Consider the following 15,350-nt stretch of genomic DNA (forward strand, 5'->3'; position numbering starts at 1 on the left):
TGGCGGGTCGGTCAGGCGGTCGGTTGGCCGGGTGTTCGGCGGGAGAGGGACTCGATCACCAGGAGGAGGGCTGAGTGGTCCAGGGAGCCGTGGCCTTGGGCGCGGGCGGCTGCCATTAGTTGGGCAGTGACGGCGCCTAGGGGGATGGCAGTGCCAGCCGCGCGGGCGGAGTCGATGACTATGCCCAGGTCCTTGTGGTGGAGGTCGATGCGGAAGCCTGGTTCGAAGGTGTGCGCGATCATCCCGGCCGCTTTGCGGTCGAGGATTCGGTTGCCCGCGAGGCCGCCGGCCAGTACTTCGACCGCCGGCTCCAGCTCGACCGAGTGGGCCGCGAGGAAGGTCAGCGCCTCGGCAACCAGCCCGATGGTCCCCGCGACAATCAGCTGATTGGCCGCCTTCACCGTCTGCCCCGCCCCGGCCGGACCCACATGGACGATGGTCGACCCCAGTACCTCGAGCACCGGCAACGCAGCCTCGAAGTCCTCCGCAGACCCACCAACCATGATCGACAACGTCCCGTCGATCGCGCCCTGCTCTCCCCCACTCACCGGCGCATCCAGAGCCCGTACGCCGACAGCCCCCGCCTCCGCAGCGACATCACTGGCCGCCGCGGGAGCGATAGAGCTCATGTCAATCAGCAATGCTCCCCGCCCGGCCGAAGCCAGCACCCCATCGTCACCGAGTACCACCGCCAAGACATCCGGCGAATCCGGCAGCATCGTGATGATCACGTCCGCCTCCGCCACCGCCTCGGCGACAGACCCCGCCAACGTCCCCTCGAAGCTCCGCGGACTCCGGTTGTAGGCCCAGACGTCATGCCCGGCCCTCACCAAATTCGTTGCCATCGGCAACCCCATGATGCCCAGCCCGACGAACGCGATCCTCACTGCTCACTCCTGCTCAGTTGTCGTTGAACGTCCACCGACCGGATCACCCGCGCCGCCCGCTCGGCCAAACCCTGCAGATCCCCGCCCGGCAACAGCGCATCCCGCGTCAGGTCCCGACTGATCCCGACCACCGCGGCACCCGCAGCCAAGTAGTCGCCGGCCTCGTCGATCCGCACCAAACCGGTAGGCATCAACGCGATATCCGGCAACGGCCCGACCAGCTCGGAGATGTAGTCGACCCCACCCACCGGCCCGACCGGCGAAACCTTCACCGCCTGCACCCCGAGCTCCCACGCCGCCACGATTTCGTTCGGCGTCAACGCCCCCGGGATGAAAGGCACACCCCGAGCAGCCGCCGCAGCCACCAAAACCTCAGAGGTCACCTGGCTGACCAGAAACGAAGCCCCCGCATCGATCGCCAGATGCACCTGCTCCAAAGTCCGCACAGTGCCGGCACCGACGAGCAGGTCCGGCAAGGCAGCACGCGCGGCAGCGATCGCCGCAACAGCGCCCGGCGTCGTGAGAGTGAACTCCACCGCCCCGAACCCCGCGTCGGCGAGTACCGCCGACACCTCGAGGAACCGGTCGGCGCCGGCAGCCCGCAGTACGGCGACCACCGGGCGGTCCGACAACTCGTCACTCAGCTGGATCATCATTGCCCCTTCGAAGGCCGAAGCGACGCCAGCGCCGTCCGCACAGCGGCGAGACGACGGTCGGACGCCAATCCGGCGTGATAGATGTGCAGATCGGTCGCACCCGCCGCAAGCAGCGACTGCCAATGCGCCGCCAAAACCTCGGCGTCCGGCGGTACGGGCGGTAGCGCGGTCACATACGCGCCGACCCGATCGCACCCCAGCCGGCGCAGCTCCGAGACTCGGCGCGACCCCGCATCAGTCAGTTCCCAAGCAGGAGCGATATAGCTGTCGATGCCGTCCGCAACCGAGTCCACGACTGCAGCCGGTCCGGTATCCCAGGCAGCAACCGAAGCATGCAAAGAGATCTCCCGTACGCCGGAAGCCCGCGCCTCAGCAACCACCGCATCCCGCAAGTCCCGGACCGCCCGCCGGCGCACTTCGAGCACCACCTTCGCCTCCGGCCCCAGCGCGTCGTCCACAGACGAGGCAACCCCAACCCCCGCCCGCACCAACGAGGCCAATCGCTCGACCTCCAAGCCCGCAAGGACATAAGAAGCAGCACAGGCAGAGCAGAAGCAGATCGAGAGCAACGCCTGGTCGACAGCAGACCAGTCGGCGCCAGCGGTCTTCTCGTGCGTCGACTGGTGGCTGAAACCGAGCGGCCCACACGCTTCGAGCACCATCGCCTCGACGCCCGTCAGCCGGGCGACCTCTCCGACCAACACGTGCGCGTAGGCCAGTACGTCATCAGAGGAAGGGCAAAGCGCATAGTCATACACATCGCCAAAGGCGTTGCGGACGCAAACAGCCGGATCGAGCCGCCCAACCGCGGAGTTGTGAGTCAGTACCACCCAAGCCTTCACCGGCAGCGAGAGCTGAGCAGCCGCCCGGTTGAACGCATCCTCCCGTGCCCAACCAGCTCCACCAAGCGGCATCAAGGCACCCCAAGCCTCCGGTCGTACCGGGACATACAACGCACTCGACGCCTCGACGACCCGATGCCGCGGATGCCTGGGAGTCGCGGCACGCACTGAGTGATAAGCAGCCGCAAGCACCACCGACGAGGCACCCAACGAGGCCAGCAGGTCAGGCGCCGCCGGATCTCCGTTCACATCCCACGGATAGGCATACACCGACGCCATCAGAACCTCGGCAGCGTCGGATCGTACGCCGGATCGACCAGCCGCATGTACGCCGTATCGGCGCGCGTGGTCCGCCCCGACTCGACGTACCGCCGATTCAACTCGGCCAGCTTCGCCTCGTTCAACTCCACCCCGAGCCCCGGCCCGGCCGGTACGGCGAGAGCCCCGTCGACGAACTCGAAAGGGGTCGTCACCACGTCGTCCAGGCTGTTCCACGGGTAATGCGTGTCGCACGCATAGGCCAGGTCGGGCGTCGCCGCGGCCACGTGCGTCATCGCCGCGAGCGAGACGCCGAGATGTGAGTTCGAGTGCATCGACATGCCCAGACCGAAGGTGTCGCAGATCGCGCCGAGCTCCCGCGTGTGCCGCAGCCCACCCCAGTAGTGGTGATCCGACAGCACGATCTGCACAGCGTTGAGCCGCACCGCTTCGGGCACCGTCTCAGGACTGATGACGCACATGTTGGTTGCCAACGGCATCGAAGCGACCGCTGCCACCTCAGCCATCGCCGCGGTCGTCAGCGTCGGATCCTCCAGGTACTCGAGCACGCCGGCCAGCTCGCGAGCGACGTACTTCGAGGTCTCCACCGACCAGGCGCCGTTCGGGTCGATCCGCAACGGCATCCCCGGAAACGCCCCGGCGAGCGCCCGCATCGCGGCGATCTCCTCGTCCGGAGGGAACACCCCACCCTTGAGCTTGAGCGACCGAAACCCGTGCAGATCGATCATCCGCCGGGCCTGGTCGACGATCCCAGCAGGATCCAGAGCCTCGCCCCAGCCGTCGGCAACCGCGTCCGGATGACCAGCCCATTTGTAGAACAAGTAGCCGCTGTACGGGACCTCGGAGCGGACGGCACCGCCGAGCAGGTCGACCACCGGTACGCTGAGCAGTTTGCCCTGGGCGTCGAGGCAGGCGACCTCGATGATGGAGAAGACGGCTCGTTTCTGCAGCGGGGTGACGTCGGGGCCGAGGACCGCAGCGACGATCAGCTCGATCGCGCTGGTGTCGAAGACGCTCTGGCCGATGATCGCCGCGCGGACCAGCTCCAGCCGGTCGAGCACCTCCCGCTCCCCTGAGCCCTCGCCGAGCCCGACCAGCCCGCCGTCGACGACCAACTGGACGACGGTACGCAGCGCCAGCGGTTCGTGGACGCCGGTGGAGTTGAGCAGGGCTGGGTCCGCGAAAGCCAGTGGCGTGATGATCAGGTCGGAGATCTTCAAGGAATCAGCCCTTCGTCGCACCGGAGGTGATCCCGCGGATCAGCGACCGTTGCATCAGCAGATAGACGATCAGGCTCGGCACCAAGGCGACCAGCGCGCCGGCCAGCAGTACGCCGGGGCCCACCTGGCCGTCGGCACGGAGTACGGACAGAGCGACCGTGAGGGTGTAGTCGGTCGGGTTGTCGGCCGCGATCAGCGGCAGCAGGTACTGGTCCCAGATCATCATGAAGCCGAAGATCGTCGCGACCCCGAGCACCGGCTTGGACAGCGGCAAGACGATCACCCACAGCATCCGCAGCTCGCCGACGCCGTCGAGCCGCGCGGCCTCCTCGATCTCGGCCGGGATCTCCTTCATGAACTCGGTCATGATCAGGATCGTGAAACCCCACAACGCGACCGGAAGGATGACACCGAAGACCGATCCCTTGAGGCTGACCCCGAGCAGCGGCAGCGACGCGATCACCTGCGACAGCGGAACCGCGATCACCTCTTCCGGCAGCATCATCGTGAGCAGGAAGAGCAGCATCACGACGGTCGCGCCCTTGAACTTGCGCCGCGACAACGCATACGCGGCAAGGATCGAGATCGCCAGCTGAAGCAGCAGTCCGCCGCCGACGATGACCAGCGAGTTCGCCAGGTAGTGCCAGACGCCCTTCTCCCCCGCGATCTTCATCGGCAGCAGCGTCGGGTGATTCGGATAGAGGCTGAGCTGGGTCGAGTCCGTCGTCTCGTTGAACGCGCCCGAGACGATGGTCAGGAACGGCGCCGCGAAGATGGACACCACCACGACGCACAGCGCGATCCGCAGCACCTTCGAGACACTCAGCCGGGGCGACCAGCCCAGTGCCGTGTCGAACTGCGACGACATACTCATCTGGTCCTCCTGGTGGCCAGCCGCATTCCGAGCGTCAGCAGAACGGTCACCAGCAACAGCAAAGTCGAGGCCGCCGAGGCGACACCGAGATCGTTGCGCTGAAAGCCCAGCGAGAACACGCGAGTCATCCACACCTCGGTCGAGCCCGCCGGTCCGCCGCCGGTGAGGACGAACACCTCGGTGAAGATCCGCAGGCTCCGGATCGCCGCCAGCGTGAGCAGCACCGAGATGGCCGGCCGCAGCCCCGGTACGACGATGTACTGGATCCGTTGCCAGCGGGACACGCCGTCGACGGCGGCAGCCTCGTACAAGGTCCGGTCGATGCCGGTCAGCCCGGCCAGGATGATCACCATGTTGTACGGCGCTGCCGTCCAGATCCCGACGATCATCACCGACACGAGCGCCTGGTCCGGATCGCTGAGGAACCCGAACGGCCCGAGCCCGAACCAGCCGGCGATCTCGTTGATGAACCCGGTCCCGGAAGGGAAGTAGAGGATCCGCCACACCTCGCCGATCACCGCGACGGCCGTCACGACCGGTAGGAAGATCGCCGTTCGCAGCACCCACAGGGTCCGTGACGAGCCCTCCAGCAACAGCGCCAGCAGGAAGCCGAGGAACAACGCGCCCACGGTCTGCCCGATGCCCAGTACCAGCGTGTGCCCGAGGGCGCCGCGGAACCGCGAGTCGGTCAGCACGGTCCTGTAGTTCTCCAGCCCGACCCACTCGTCGCCGAGGAACGGCTGCACCTTGAACAGGCTCATCCGCAGGCCCTCGACCATCGGGATGAACTTGAACGTCAGCGCGAACAGCAAGGCCGGTAGCAAGAGGGCCCACGGCAACCACACTGGACCGCCGAGCAGGCCACGCCGGGCAGCGACCACTGGCCGCGCCCGGCGTCGCAGTACCGGGATCGTCGTCACCCGAGGACGTCCTGCGCCTTGAGCTCGTCGTTGAGCGCCGTGTCGAGCTTCTTCAGCCCGGCGTCGAGATCACTCGTGCAACTCGACATCATCGCGTTGATCGCCTCGCCGGTGGCCTGCCGGATCGGCTGGTACTTGATCGACCAGACGAAGGTCTTGGAGTCGTTCTGGTACTGCTTCTGGATCGCGTCCCAGCGCGGATCGTTGAGCACCGTGTGGACGTCGACGGTCTTGTTGACCGGCAGCCGGACCACCGGGTACTTCGATTCGGCCGCCTTCATCCCGATCTCCTGCCCCTCCGGGCTGATCAGGAACGCGGCCAGCTTCTTGGCATCGTCGGACTTCTTCGAGCCCGCCCCGAAGTAGATGTTCTCGCCGTCGCCGAGCGTCGTCGTACCGACCGGGCCCTTCGGCATCGGGACGACCTCGTACTTGTCCTTGCCGAGCTGCTTGTCGTAGCCGCCCATCGCGTACGGGCCGGTCAGGTAGATGCCGGCCTTGCCCTCCTGGAAGAACGGCGCCTCGCTCGTGGTGAGGTTGAGCGATCCGGGGACGACGTTGCCCGGCGTACAGAACTGCTTGCGGATGAACTCCAGCGCGGTCTTGGTCTGCGGCGTGTTCACCACCGACCTGTACTTGCCCTCGCCGGCCGGCGCGATGATGTCACCGCCTGCCTGCCAGATGTAGCTGACGCCCCACCAGCCGATGTAGCCGTTCTTGCTGGAGCCCGGCACCACCATGCCGTACGTGTCGTTCTTGCCGTTGCCGTCGGGATCCTTGGTGGCAAAGGCGGTCGCCAGCGCGGTCAGGTCGTCCCAGGTCTTGGGCTGCGGCAGTCCGAGCTTCTTTCGCCAGTCGACCCTCACCAGGGTGCCGAAGGCTTGCCGGCTGAACGGAACCGCATAGGTCTTGCCGTCGAGTCCCTTGTTCTGGGCCCAGGTCGCGGCGTCGATCGAGTCGCCGCCCTCGATCTGAGAAGCCTCGACCGGCGTCGTGTAGCCCTGCCCCTGATAGGTGCCGAGCAGGCTGGCGTCGTTGATCCACAGGTCGGGCAGCTTCTTCGACGACGCCTTCGTCTGCAGCTGGGTGTCGAACTCGAGCACGCCCTGGTAGTCGACCTTGATGCCGGTCTTCGCGGTGAACGCGGCCAGGATCGCCTTGTACGTCGTGGCGCCCTCCGGCCCGCTCCTGCTCCAGAACTCGAGCGGTTTACTCGCGTCGCTTGCTGAGTCGTCGCCCCCGCAGGCGGTCAGCGAGCCGACCAGGGTCATCGCGGTGAGGGCCGCGAGGGTCCTCGGCGCCGATGTGAGCCTCATGGTCAGTCCCCATCTCTTTGATTCACATTTGTGAATGCTGTTCATACTGGCGTAACAGTTTGAAACGTATTAGTTTGTTCACGGATCTGTCAACGGCCGAAGGAGTGACGAGAGTGCTGATCGCGATCACCGGAGCGGCGGGACTGGTGGGGACGCTGGTCCGGCCCCTGCTGCGCCGCCCGGGCCGCGTCGTCCGGCTGACCGACATCGTCGCGATCGACGAGCTCGGCGACGGCGAGGAGTTCCAGCCGGCGTCGATCACCGATCTGGAGGCGATGACGGCGGCCTTCACCGGCGCGGATCTCGTCATCCACCTCGGCGGCCATTCGGCCGAGCGCCCGTGGGAACAGATCCTCGAGACCAACATCAACGGCGGGTACGTCGTCCTCGAGGCAGCCCATCGGGCCGGCGTACCGCGTGTCCTGCTCGGCAGCTCCCTGCACGCCACCGGCTACGTCGCCGCCCGCGACGCCGCAGCAGCGCCCGTCCTCCAGCCACGACCCGACACGTACTACGGCGTCGGCAAGGTCGCCCTCGAAGCCCTCGGCAGCCTGTACGCCGATCGCTTCGGTATGACCGTGGTGTCAGCGAGGATCTGTACCGTCGCCGACACGATCGGCACCGGTGGCCGGACGCTGTCGACCTGGCTCTCCCCCGCCGATCTCGCCCGGCTGATCGAGACCGTGTCTGAACTCGACCGGCCTGGGCACCATCTGATCTGGGCGGTCTCGGACAACACCCGCAGCTGGTTCTCACTCGAGGCCGGCAAGGCGATCGGCTTCCATCCGCTCGACGACGCCGAGAGCCGGATCGGGCCTGACACCGACGTACGAGAAGATCGCGACGCCCTGCTGGCCGGGGTGTTCGCCGATGCGAACCATCCGCTGGGAGGCACCTGGTGACGACCGAAGAGATCCGGCTGGTCAAGTCGGCCGAGCGCACGCTGCGCATCCTCGAAGTGCTCGGTGACGCGCGCGGGCCGATGTCGGTGACCGAGCTCCACAAACGGACCGGGTACCCGCGCTCCAGCCTGCACCAGCTGCTGCACACGATGATCGCGACCGGCTGGATCGAGTCCACCAACGAAGGCGCGATGGTCGGCATAGGATCCCGCGCGCTTCTGGTCGGTACTGCGTACCTCGACCGCGATCCGGCGCTGCCGCACGCGATCCGCACGCTGGAGGCGATCCGCGAGGACAGCGGCTACACCTGCCACTACGCGCGGCTCGACGGCGCCAGCGTCATCTACCTCGCCACCCGCGAAGCGATCGCTCCGGCCCGGGCGACCAGCCGCGTCGGTCGCCAGTTGCCGGCCCATGCGACGTCACTCGGCAAGGCGTTGCTGTCCGAGCTCACCGCCACGGAGGTCTCGCTCGAGTTGCCGGCCGACCCGCTGCCCGCGTTGACGGTCAACACCGTCGGCACGCATGCGGCGCTGGCCGAGGAGCTGGCCGAGACCCGGCGACGTGGGTACTCCGTCGAGCGCGAACAAAATGTGATGGGGCTGGGCTGCGTCGGCGTACCGGTTCCTTACCGGATTCCGGCCACCGACGCGATCAGTTGCTCGATCCCGATCGCCCGCTGCACCGACAAAGAGGTGCAGCGGGTGGCCGCGATCATCCGCGACCATGTGCAGCGCCTCGCGACGCTGCTGCGATCGGAAGGTATCCGCTAGAAGAGAGCGGCCATCAGCCGGCGACGCGCCTTGACCACGCGCTCGTCGTCGGCGCCGACGACCTCGAACAGCTCCAGCAGGTGCAGGCGAACGGCGTTGCGGTCGTCGCCTGCGGTCACCTGGATCGTCTTGATCAGCCGCGCGAACGCGTCGTCGACGTGACCGCCCATCAGGTCAACGTCGGCGACCAGCATCTGCGCCTCGATGTCCTCGGGGTTGTCCGCGGCGCGCGTCCGCACCTCGGCCGGCACGTCGCGAGTCCGCTTCACCAGCTGGACCCGGGACAGCCCGGCCTTCGCCTCGGCGTCGGCCGGGGTCTCCTTCAGCAACGCCTCGTACGCCGCGATCGCACCGTCCAGATCTCCGGCGGCCACCGCGTTGTCGGCAGCTTCGTACCGCGGGTCCGGCTCCGGCTCGGCGGCCTCGTCGGCGGGGCCGGCCGGTCCGACCGGGTCAGTGCGGCCGGTGATGCCGTTGGCGACCGCGACGGTCAGCAACTGGTCTAGGTACTGCCTGGCTTCCGGCTCGCCGACGGCGCCCTGGAAGAGGGGGACGACCTGACCACGCAGTACGGCGATAACGAGCGGCACCGTCTGGACACCGACCGCCTGGGCCAGCTGCGGGTTCGCGTCGATGTCGATCCGGGTCAGCAGGAACTTGCCGGCGTACTCGGTCGACAGCTGGATCAGGACCGGGCTGAGGGCGAGCGACTGGTCCGAGCGCGGCGACCAGAACTCGACCACCACCGGGACCTGGAGCGAGCGCTCGATCACGTCCGCCTGGAAGGTCGGCTCGGTCACGTTCAGCACGTACGCGCCGCCGGCTCCGGGCGCTCCGCCTGGGGCCCCTGGCGCCCCGGGGGCACCAGGCGCTCCGGGTGCGCCGCCGGGCCGCGCAGGCGGCTTGCGCAGGGACGACAGGTCGATCGCTCCCGGTCGGGAGAAGTTCGGCTGGCTCACCGCTGTCCTCGCATTCCGTGCTCACTGCTTACGTTCATGGCTCTATCCTCCCCGACGCGCCCGAACGGTGTGGCGCTCGGGTGGCCAGCAGCAGCCGGGCCAGGCCGCTGCGGGTGCCGGCGACGGCGATCCGGGTGCCCGGCTGGACCACTTGGTCGAAGGCCGGCGCCCAGTCCCAGGGAGTGCCGGCCTCCAGCCGGGCAAGGACTCGCAGGCCGCCGCTCTCGTCCAGCTCGCCGAGTCGTTTGCCGACCGCAACCGAGTCGCGCTCGACGGTGACCTCGGTGAGCAGCAGGACGCGCCGGCCGGCCGGGACGGTCGTCTGGCTGCGACGGTTCGCCACGGCAGCGGCGATGGCCGGGGCCACCAGCATCGACACCGACCGGCTGTGACCGAGGCCGAGCTGGCGCTCGACCCGCTGGGCCAGGTCGTGGTCGAACATCCGCATCGTGATCCGGGCGTCCGGGTTCAGTTCGTGGACGACCATCGCCGACTCGAGGTTGGTGATGTCGCCGTTGGTGATCGCGAGCACCGACTGGCAGCGGGGAACCCCGGCCGACCTGAGCGTCTCCTCGTTGCTGCTGTCCCCGATGATGACCGGGACGCGCAGGCGGTGCGCCGTCTGTACGCCGGGAGCGTTCTCGTCCTGCTCCACCCCGACGACCGCGACGCCGCGCTCGACCAGGATCTCCAGCACGCGTGCGCCGACCGTACCGAGACCGCAGACGATCACGTGGTTGCGTGGCCGGCCCCGGACGCCGCCGATCACCCGGGACAGCCGGGCGCCGATCAGCGAGTCGACGATCACGGCGGTGAGCAGGGCCATCAAGACGATGCCGGTCAGCTGGACCACGACGGCCGCGATCTTGGCCCAGGGTGAGGCGTTGGAGAAGGTGTTGTCCTCGATCCCGGCCGACGTCACGGCGCCGGCCGCCAGGTAGAGCGCGCGGATCCACTCGACGTTGGCGATCCAGTGGGTCAGCGCGGTCCCGGCGATCACCAGGCCGGCCATCACGGCGGCGATGGTCCGGACCCGCCGGTCGAGGATGTCGCGGGTCGCCACCAGCCAGCCTGCCCGGCGGACGTCCTTGGTCCGCCAGACCGGCCTGACGCCGGTACCGAGGACGATGTCGCCGTCGGGGTCCGAGTCTCCGGTCGGCAGCAGCTCAGGGGTTGCCGATGAGGTGGTGTCGGCCAGCCTCGTGAGGTGCGGATCGCGGATCAGGTCAGCAGGGCCGGCGACCATGCGCCGGCCACCGAGCTCGACCCAGGTCAGCTCGTCGTCCTCGAGTGCGTCCGCGACGAAGGCGGGAGCGGCCAGCGACGGGCCGGAGATGACGACGCAGTCGCCGAGCAGCTCGTGCAGCTGGCCGCCGAGCCGGGGGTTGACCATCTGGATGACGATGCGCAGCTTCGCGTCCATGTCGCGCGCGGTCAACGCGGTGTGGACGTTGCGGACGTCGTCGGCGTCCAGGAGCACCAGGGCCCGCGCACTGAGCGCCGAGTCGTCCGCGGTGTCGATGCCGGCGCGGCGTAGTACGGACTCGCTGATCACCCGGACGCCCATCACCTGGGCGCCCAGCTCGCCGATCCGCTCGTAGTGCCTCGAGTCGGGATTGACGATTGCGGTCACGTGCTCGCCGGAGCTCACCAGCTCGGTGACCACCCGGAGCATCGTCCGGTCGGAGCCGATGACGACCACCCCACGGTCGTCCACCGATGGTGTGCCGTCCGGCTTGCTGCCACCATTGCCACCACCACCGCCCCGCTTGCGCGGTGGTTTGGCCCCGTTGCCGCCCTGGCCGGCCGCTCCGTCGGGGTCTGCCGCGATCTCCTCAGAAGCGGGCGGGTTCTCGGTACTCGCCCCACTCGATCCGAAGAACGTGACAGATCTCCCCCATCGTGGCCTCCGCACGCGCCGCCTCCAGCATGGGTTCGATCAGACTGCCGGTCCCTCTGGATGCCTCGACCAGCGCCGTTAGCGTACGACGCACCAGGTCCTCGTCGCGTTGCGTCTTGCGCGCCGCGAGCACCCGGCACTGCTCGACCTCGACCTCGTGGCTGACCCGGAGGATCTCCAGCTGGCCGGCCACCGTGTCGGTCTGGGTGTTCACCCCGACGATCTTCTTCTCGCCCTTCTCCAGCTTCTGCTGGTACTCGAAGGCCGCGTCGGCGATCTCGGCCATGAACCAGCCGTCCTCGATCCCGCGCAGGATGCCGCCGGTCATCGTGCCGTCCGGGCTCATCTCCTTGATCCGCTGGAAGATCTCCTCGGCCTCGGCCTCGATCTGGTCGGTGAGCGCCTCGACGTACCAGGAACCGCCGAGTGGGTCGGCGACGTTGGTGACGCCGATCTCCTCCATCAGCACCGACTGGGTGCGCAGGGCGATCTCGGCCGACTGGTCGGTCGGCAGCGCGAGCGTCTCGTCGAGCGCGTTGGTGTGCAGCGAGTTGGTGCCGCCGAGGACCGCGGCCAGCGCCTCGACCGCCGTACGGACGACGTTGAGCGTGGGCTGCTGGGCGGTCAGCGAGACGCCGGCGGTCTGGGTGTGGAATCGCAGCCACTGCGCCTTGTCGGTCTTGGCGCCGTAGACGTCACGCATCCAGCGGGCCCAGATCCGGCGGCTGGCACGGAACTTGGCGATCTCCTCGAAGAAGTCCAGGTGGGAGTCGAAGAAGAACGACAGGCCGGAGGCGAACTTGTCGATGTCGAGGCCTCTGGACAGGCCGAGCTCGACGTAGCCGAAGCCGTCGGCCAACGTGTAGGCCAGCTCCTGCGCGGCCGTCGAGCCGGCCTCGCGGATGTGGTAGCCGGACACGCTCAGCGGCTTGTACGCCGGGATGTTGGCGGCGCAGTACTCCATCAGGTCGCCGATCAGGCGCAGATGCGGCTCCGGCGGGAACAGCCACTCCTTCTGCGCGATGTACTCCTTGAAGATGTCGGTCTGCAGCGTGCCGTTGAGCTTGGTGATGTCGGCGCCCTGCCGCTCGGCGGCGACCAGATACATCACGAAGGCCGGTACTGCGGGCCCGGAGATCGTCATCGAGGTGGTGACGTCCTGCAGCGGGATGTCCTTGAACAGCCGCTCCATGTCGATGGCGCTGTCGATCGCGACGCCACAGTGACCGACCTCGCCGAGCGACTTCGGCTCGTCGGAGTCGCGGCCCATCAGGGTCGGCATGTCGAAGGCGACGGACAGGCCGCCACCGCCGGAGTTGAGGATCATCTTGTACCGCGCGTTAGTGTCCTCCGCGTTGCCGAAGCCGGCGAACTGGCGGATCGTCCAGGTGCGGCCGCGGTAGCCGGTGGCGTGCAGACCACGGGTGAACGGGAACTCGCCCGGCCAGCCGATCCGCTCCATCCGCGGGTCGTCGGTGCCTGCGGGCGGGCCGTAGACGGGCTGGACCTCAGTGCCCGAGAGGGTGGTGAAATCGGCCTCGCGGCGCCGCGACGCGTCGTACCGCTGCTGCCATCGGCTCTGCCCGGCGGCAATCTGCTCGGCGTCCATCACGTCCTCCTGGGGTTGGTCTCCCACCCAAAGTACTTGGACGTCCTACTAAATACCACTTCGTGCATAGGTCTTGCATAGGTTCTGGTTCTACTCCGCGAAATCCCCGGCGGTTTGGCGCAGTGGGAGCAGGACCGACCAGAGCATTTTGAGCTGGTCGTCGGTCAGGCCGCTCAGGGCGAAGTCGGCGGCGACGAGGTCCTTGGTGGCGCGCTCCACCAGGTCGCGGCCCTCGTCGGTGATCTCGCAGAGGATCGCGCGGCCGTCGTCGGGGTGCGGCGTCCTGGTGACCAGGCCGGCCGATTCCAGGCGTCGGACGATCGACGTGACCGACGTCGGGTGCACCTGCAGGCGCTCGCCCATCTTGCCCAGCGGCAGCGAGCCGCGCCGGGAGAAGGTCAGCAGTACGAGCGCCTCGAACCGGGCGAACGTCAGGCCGTGCTTCTTGAGGATCTCGTCGAGTTCGGCGATCACGATCTGCTGGGCGCGCATCAGCGACGTCACGGCACGCATCTGCTCGACGGCACCCCAGCGGCGTCCCCACTGCCGGGAGGCCTCGTCGATCGGGTCGAACGGCAACGGTTTCTTCCTCGCCATGCCGTTACGTTAACCGGTCGGCGGCGAGTGTCGGACGAATCTGTCGGTGGTTGATGAGATCGTTCTCTTCATGTCTTTGCCGCCCGAACGCGCCGCCTTCTACCTCGCCTGCCTCCAGGCCGACTCTTCGCGCCTCGCCGAGGTGGGCCGGCTCGGCCTGCCGGCCGAGGTTCCGAGCTGTCCCGGCTGGACGGTCGAGACCGTCCTTCGCCACGTCGCGCAGGTCTACCTCCACAAGATCGAGATCCTCCGCCTGGGCTCTCGCCCGGAGCCGTGGCCGCCCGCGGGGATCGACGATCGCGACGCCCTCGAGCTGTTCGACGAGGCGCGGGCCGCGATAGTCCCCGCCCTGTCGGAGGCCGGCACCGAGCTGGCGACCTGGACCTTCTCGCCCTCGGACAGCACCTCTGCCTTCTGGTACCGCCGGATGGCGCTCGAAACGGCCGTCCACCGCATCGACGGCGAACTCGCCCACGACGTCGTCACCCCGGTCGACCGCGCGCTCGCCCTGGACGGGATCGACGAGATCCTCACCCTGAATCTCGGCGGCCCCTGGTGGGAGGAGGGTGATACCAAGCACCCGGTGGACGCGACCATCAGGATCACCTCCGCCGGTCGCTCCTGGACCACTCGCGTCGATGCGACCAGCGCGACCGTCGTGCCCGACGCCGAAGGCGAGGTGGACGCGGAGGTCTTCGGCGAGCCCGAGGACCTCTTCCTGTGGCTCTGGGGCCGCCGCGATCTGAACATGGAGCAATCCGTCGGCGACGACACCGCCGTACAGGAGTTCCGTGCCCGGGTCGCCGAAGCCAGCGACTAGACGCGACCGATGGCCATCAGGTGATTGGTCATGTCGCGGATGCCGGGGAGGTGGCCGGTTCGGCGTACCAGGGTGAGCGCTGCTTGAAGTAGCGCTTCGTCGGCTGAGACTTGCTCCAGCGCGAAGCCCGCTGCGCCTTCGATCGCGTGCAGCTCTCTTTTGCTGAGGCCGGCCGCTTGGAACTCGGCGTCCAACTCCTCCGCTGTATGGAAGTGCCCAGCAGGAAAGCGACCGCCGGGTGTTGGGGTGCCGGATTCGAGGGTGTTGATCCAGGCTTGTGGATAAGGCCTCGGCGGAGTCTTGCCGAGGCTGACCGCCGCATGGTGGATGAAGCGCGGGATCGCGGCGGCGAAGATCCAGCCGCCCGGTACTACGACGCGCACCGCCTCACTCAGTGCTTGCTGGCGGTCGGTTGCTTTCTGCAGGTGGTAGAGCGGGCCGAACAGCAACGCGACGTCGAAGCTGTTGTCGGCGAAGCGCAGATGCCGGGCGTCCCCGACCTCTGCTTGAAAAGTCCCGTGCCGCCGGGCCTTCACCACCTGCTCCTCGACCGGGTCGACGAGGGTGACGTGATGGCCCGCGGCGGCGAGCGGCATCGCGTGGATGCCGGTCGCGCCGCCGATGTCGAGCACCCTGGATCCGGCCGCGATCCTGGTGCCGACGAGTTCCTGAACCCGGACGAACTCGAGTGCGCTCTGCGCAGAGCGGGTGGTCAGGCGTGCGTCCTCATCGAAGACACTCGAGTAGTAGTGCTGGATCCCCGCGTCGATCCCGGCCTGATCATCCATGGCCGAGA

General features: G+C 68.0%; 15 protein-coding genes. 3 read left to right on the forward strand and 12 right to left on the reverse strand.

What is annotated here, in order from left to right:
* Positions 1–11: 11 nt before the first annotated feature.
* Genes ABD116_RS01260 through ABD116_RS01290 form a run of 7 tightly spaced genes read right to left on the reverse strand, consistent with a single transcriptional unit; the run spans position 12 to position 6,994 of the window.
* Complete coding sequence (locus tag ABD116_RS01260) at positions 12–887, reverse strand: 2-hydroxy-3-oxopropionate reductase (protein ID WP_343963838.1); 876 nt, start codon at positions 885–887, stop codon at positions 12–14.
* Complete coding sequence (locus ABD116_RS01265) at positions 884–1,540, reverse strand: bifunctional 4-hydroxy-2-oxoglutarate aldolase/2-dehydro-3-deoxy-phosphogluconate aldolase (protein WP_343963840.1); 657 nt, start codon at positions 1,538–1,540, stop codon at positions 884–886. The genes ABD116_RS01260 and ABD116_RS01265 overlap by 4 nt, the downstream gene beginning before the upstream one ends.
* On the reverse strand, positions 1,540–2,664 hold the full coding sequence (locus ABD116_RS01270) for a hypothetical protein (protein ID WP_343963842.1): 1,125 nt from the start codon (positions 2,662–2,664) through the stop codon (positions 1,540–1,542). Before ABD116_RS01270 ends, ABD116_RS01265 begins: the two co-directional genes overlap by 1 nt.
* Positions 2,664–3,884: an enolase C-terminal domain-like protein gene (locus ABD116_RS01275; protein WP_343963844.1), complete on the reverse strand. Its 1,221-nt coding sequence runs from the start codon at positions 3,882–3,884 to the stop codon at positions 2,664–2,666. The genes ABD116_RS01270 and ABD116_RS01275 overlap by 1 nt, the downstream gene beginning before the upstream one ends.
* A gap of 4 nt (positions 3,885–3,888) precedes the next feature.
* On the reverse strand, positions 3,889–4,758 hold the full coding sequence (locus ABD116_RS01280) for a carbohydrate ABC transporter permease (protein WP_343963846.1): 870 nt from the start codon (positions 4,756–4,758) through the stop codon (positions 3,889–3,891).
* Positions 4,755–5,678: a carbohydrate ABC transporter permease gene (locus tag ABD116_RS01285; protein WP_343963848.1), complete on the reverse strand. Its 924-nt coding sequence runs from the start codon at positions 5,676–5,678 to the stop codon at positions 4,755–4,757. The genes ABD116_RS01280 and ABD116_RS01285 overlap by 4 nt, the downstream gene beginning before the upstream one ends.
* Positions 5,675–6,994 (reverse strand): ABC transporter substrate-binding protein, encoded by a 1,320-nt coding sequence (locus ABD116_RS01290; protein WP_343963850.1) that lies wholly within the window; start codon positions 6,992–6,994, stop codon positions 5,675–5,677. The genes ABD116_RS01285 and ABD116_RS01290 overlap by 4 nt, the downstream gene beginning before the upstream one ends.
* 113 nt (positions 6,995–7,107) lie before the next feature.
* On the opposite strand from ABD116_RS01290, the gene ABD116_RS01295 reads away from it, so the two are divergent.
* Entirely contained in the window at positions 7,108–7,896 is a 789-nt protein-coding gene (locus ABD116_RS01295; RefSeq protein ID WP_343963852.1) for an NAD-dependent epimerase/dehydratase family protein, read from the forward strand.
* Positions 7,893–8,669: an IclR family transcriptional regulator gene (locus ABD116_RS01300; protein WP_343963854.1), complete on the forward strand. Its 777-nt coding sequence runs from the start codon at positions 7,893–7,895 to the stop codon at positions 8,667–8,669. The genes ABD116_RS01295 and ABD116_RS01300 overlap by 4 nt, the downstream gene beginning before the upstream one ends.
* Here ABD116_RS01300 and ABD116_RS01305 read toward each other — a convergent pair.
* The 4 genes from ABD116_RS01305 to ABD116_RS01320 all read right to left on the reverse strand — a co-directional run bounded on the left by ABD116_RS01305 (position 8,666) and on the right by ABD116_RS01320 (position 13,734).
* Positions 8,666–9,628 (reverse strand): tetratricopeptide repeat protein, encoded by a 963-nt coding sequence (locus tag ABD116_RS01305; RefSeq protein WP_343963856.1) that lies wholly within the window; start codon positions 9,626–9,628, stop codon positions 8,666–8,668. The genes ABD116_RS01300 and ABD116_RS01305 overlap by 4 nt on opposite strands.
* Positions 9,629–9,662: 34 nt before the next feature.
* Positions 9,663–11,543, reverse strand: coding sequence for an NAD-binding protein (locus ABD116_RS01310; RefSeq protein ID WP_343963858.1), 1,881 nt, complete (start codon positions 11,541–11,543; stop codon positions 9,663–9,665).
* Positions 11,464–13,137, reverse strand: coding sequence for a coenzyme B12-dependent isobutyryl-CoA mutase large subunit (icmA, locus tag ABD116_RS01315; RefSeq protein WP_343963860.1), 1,674 nt, complete (start codon positions 13,135–13,137; stop codon positions 11,464–11,466). Before icmA ends, ABD116_RS01310 begins: the two co-directional genes overlap by 80 nt.
* Positions 13,138–13,227: 90 nt before the next feature.
* On the reverse strand, positions 13,228–13,734 hold the full coding sequence (locus ABD116_RS01320; protein WP_343963861.1) for a MarR family winged helix-turn-helix transcriptional regulator: 507 nt from the start codon (positions 13,732–13,734) through the stop codon (positions 13,228–13,230).
* 70 nt (positions 13,735–13,804) lie between these two features.
* On the opposite strand from ABD116_RS01320, the gene ABD116_RS01325 reads away from it, so the two are divergent.
* Positions 13,805–14,554, forward strand: coding sequence for a maleylpyruvate isomerase family mycothiol-dependent enzyme (locus ABD116_RS01325; protein ID WP_343963863.1), 750 nt, complete (start codon positions 13,805–13,807; stop codon positions 14,552–14,554).
* Here ABD116_RS01325 and ABD116_RS01330 read toward each other — a convergent pair.
* The gene (locus ABD116_RS01330) at positions 14,551–15,342 is read right to left on the reverse strand and encodes a class I SAM-dependent methyltransferase (protein WP_343963865.1); all 792 of its coding nucleotides are present in this window, start codon (positions 15,340–15,342) and stop codon (positions 14,551–14,553) included. The genes ABD116_RS01325 and ABD116_RS01330 overlap by 4 nt on opposite strands.
* Positions 15,343–15,350: the final 8 nt, after the last annotated feature.

It is taken from the genome of Kribbella koreensis, from assembly GCF_039525325.1.
In the GTDB taxonomy this organism is placed as follows: domain Bacteria; phylum Actinomycetota; class Actinomycetes; order Propionibacteriales; family Kribbellaceae; genus Kribbella; species Kribbella koreensis.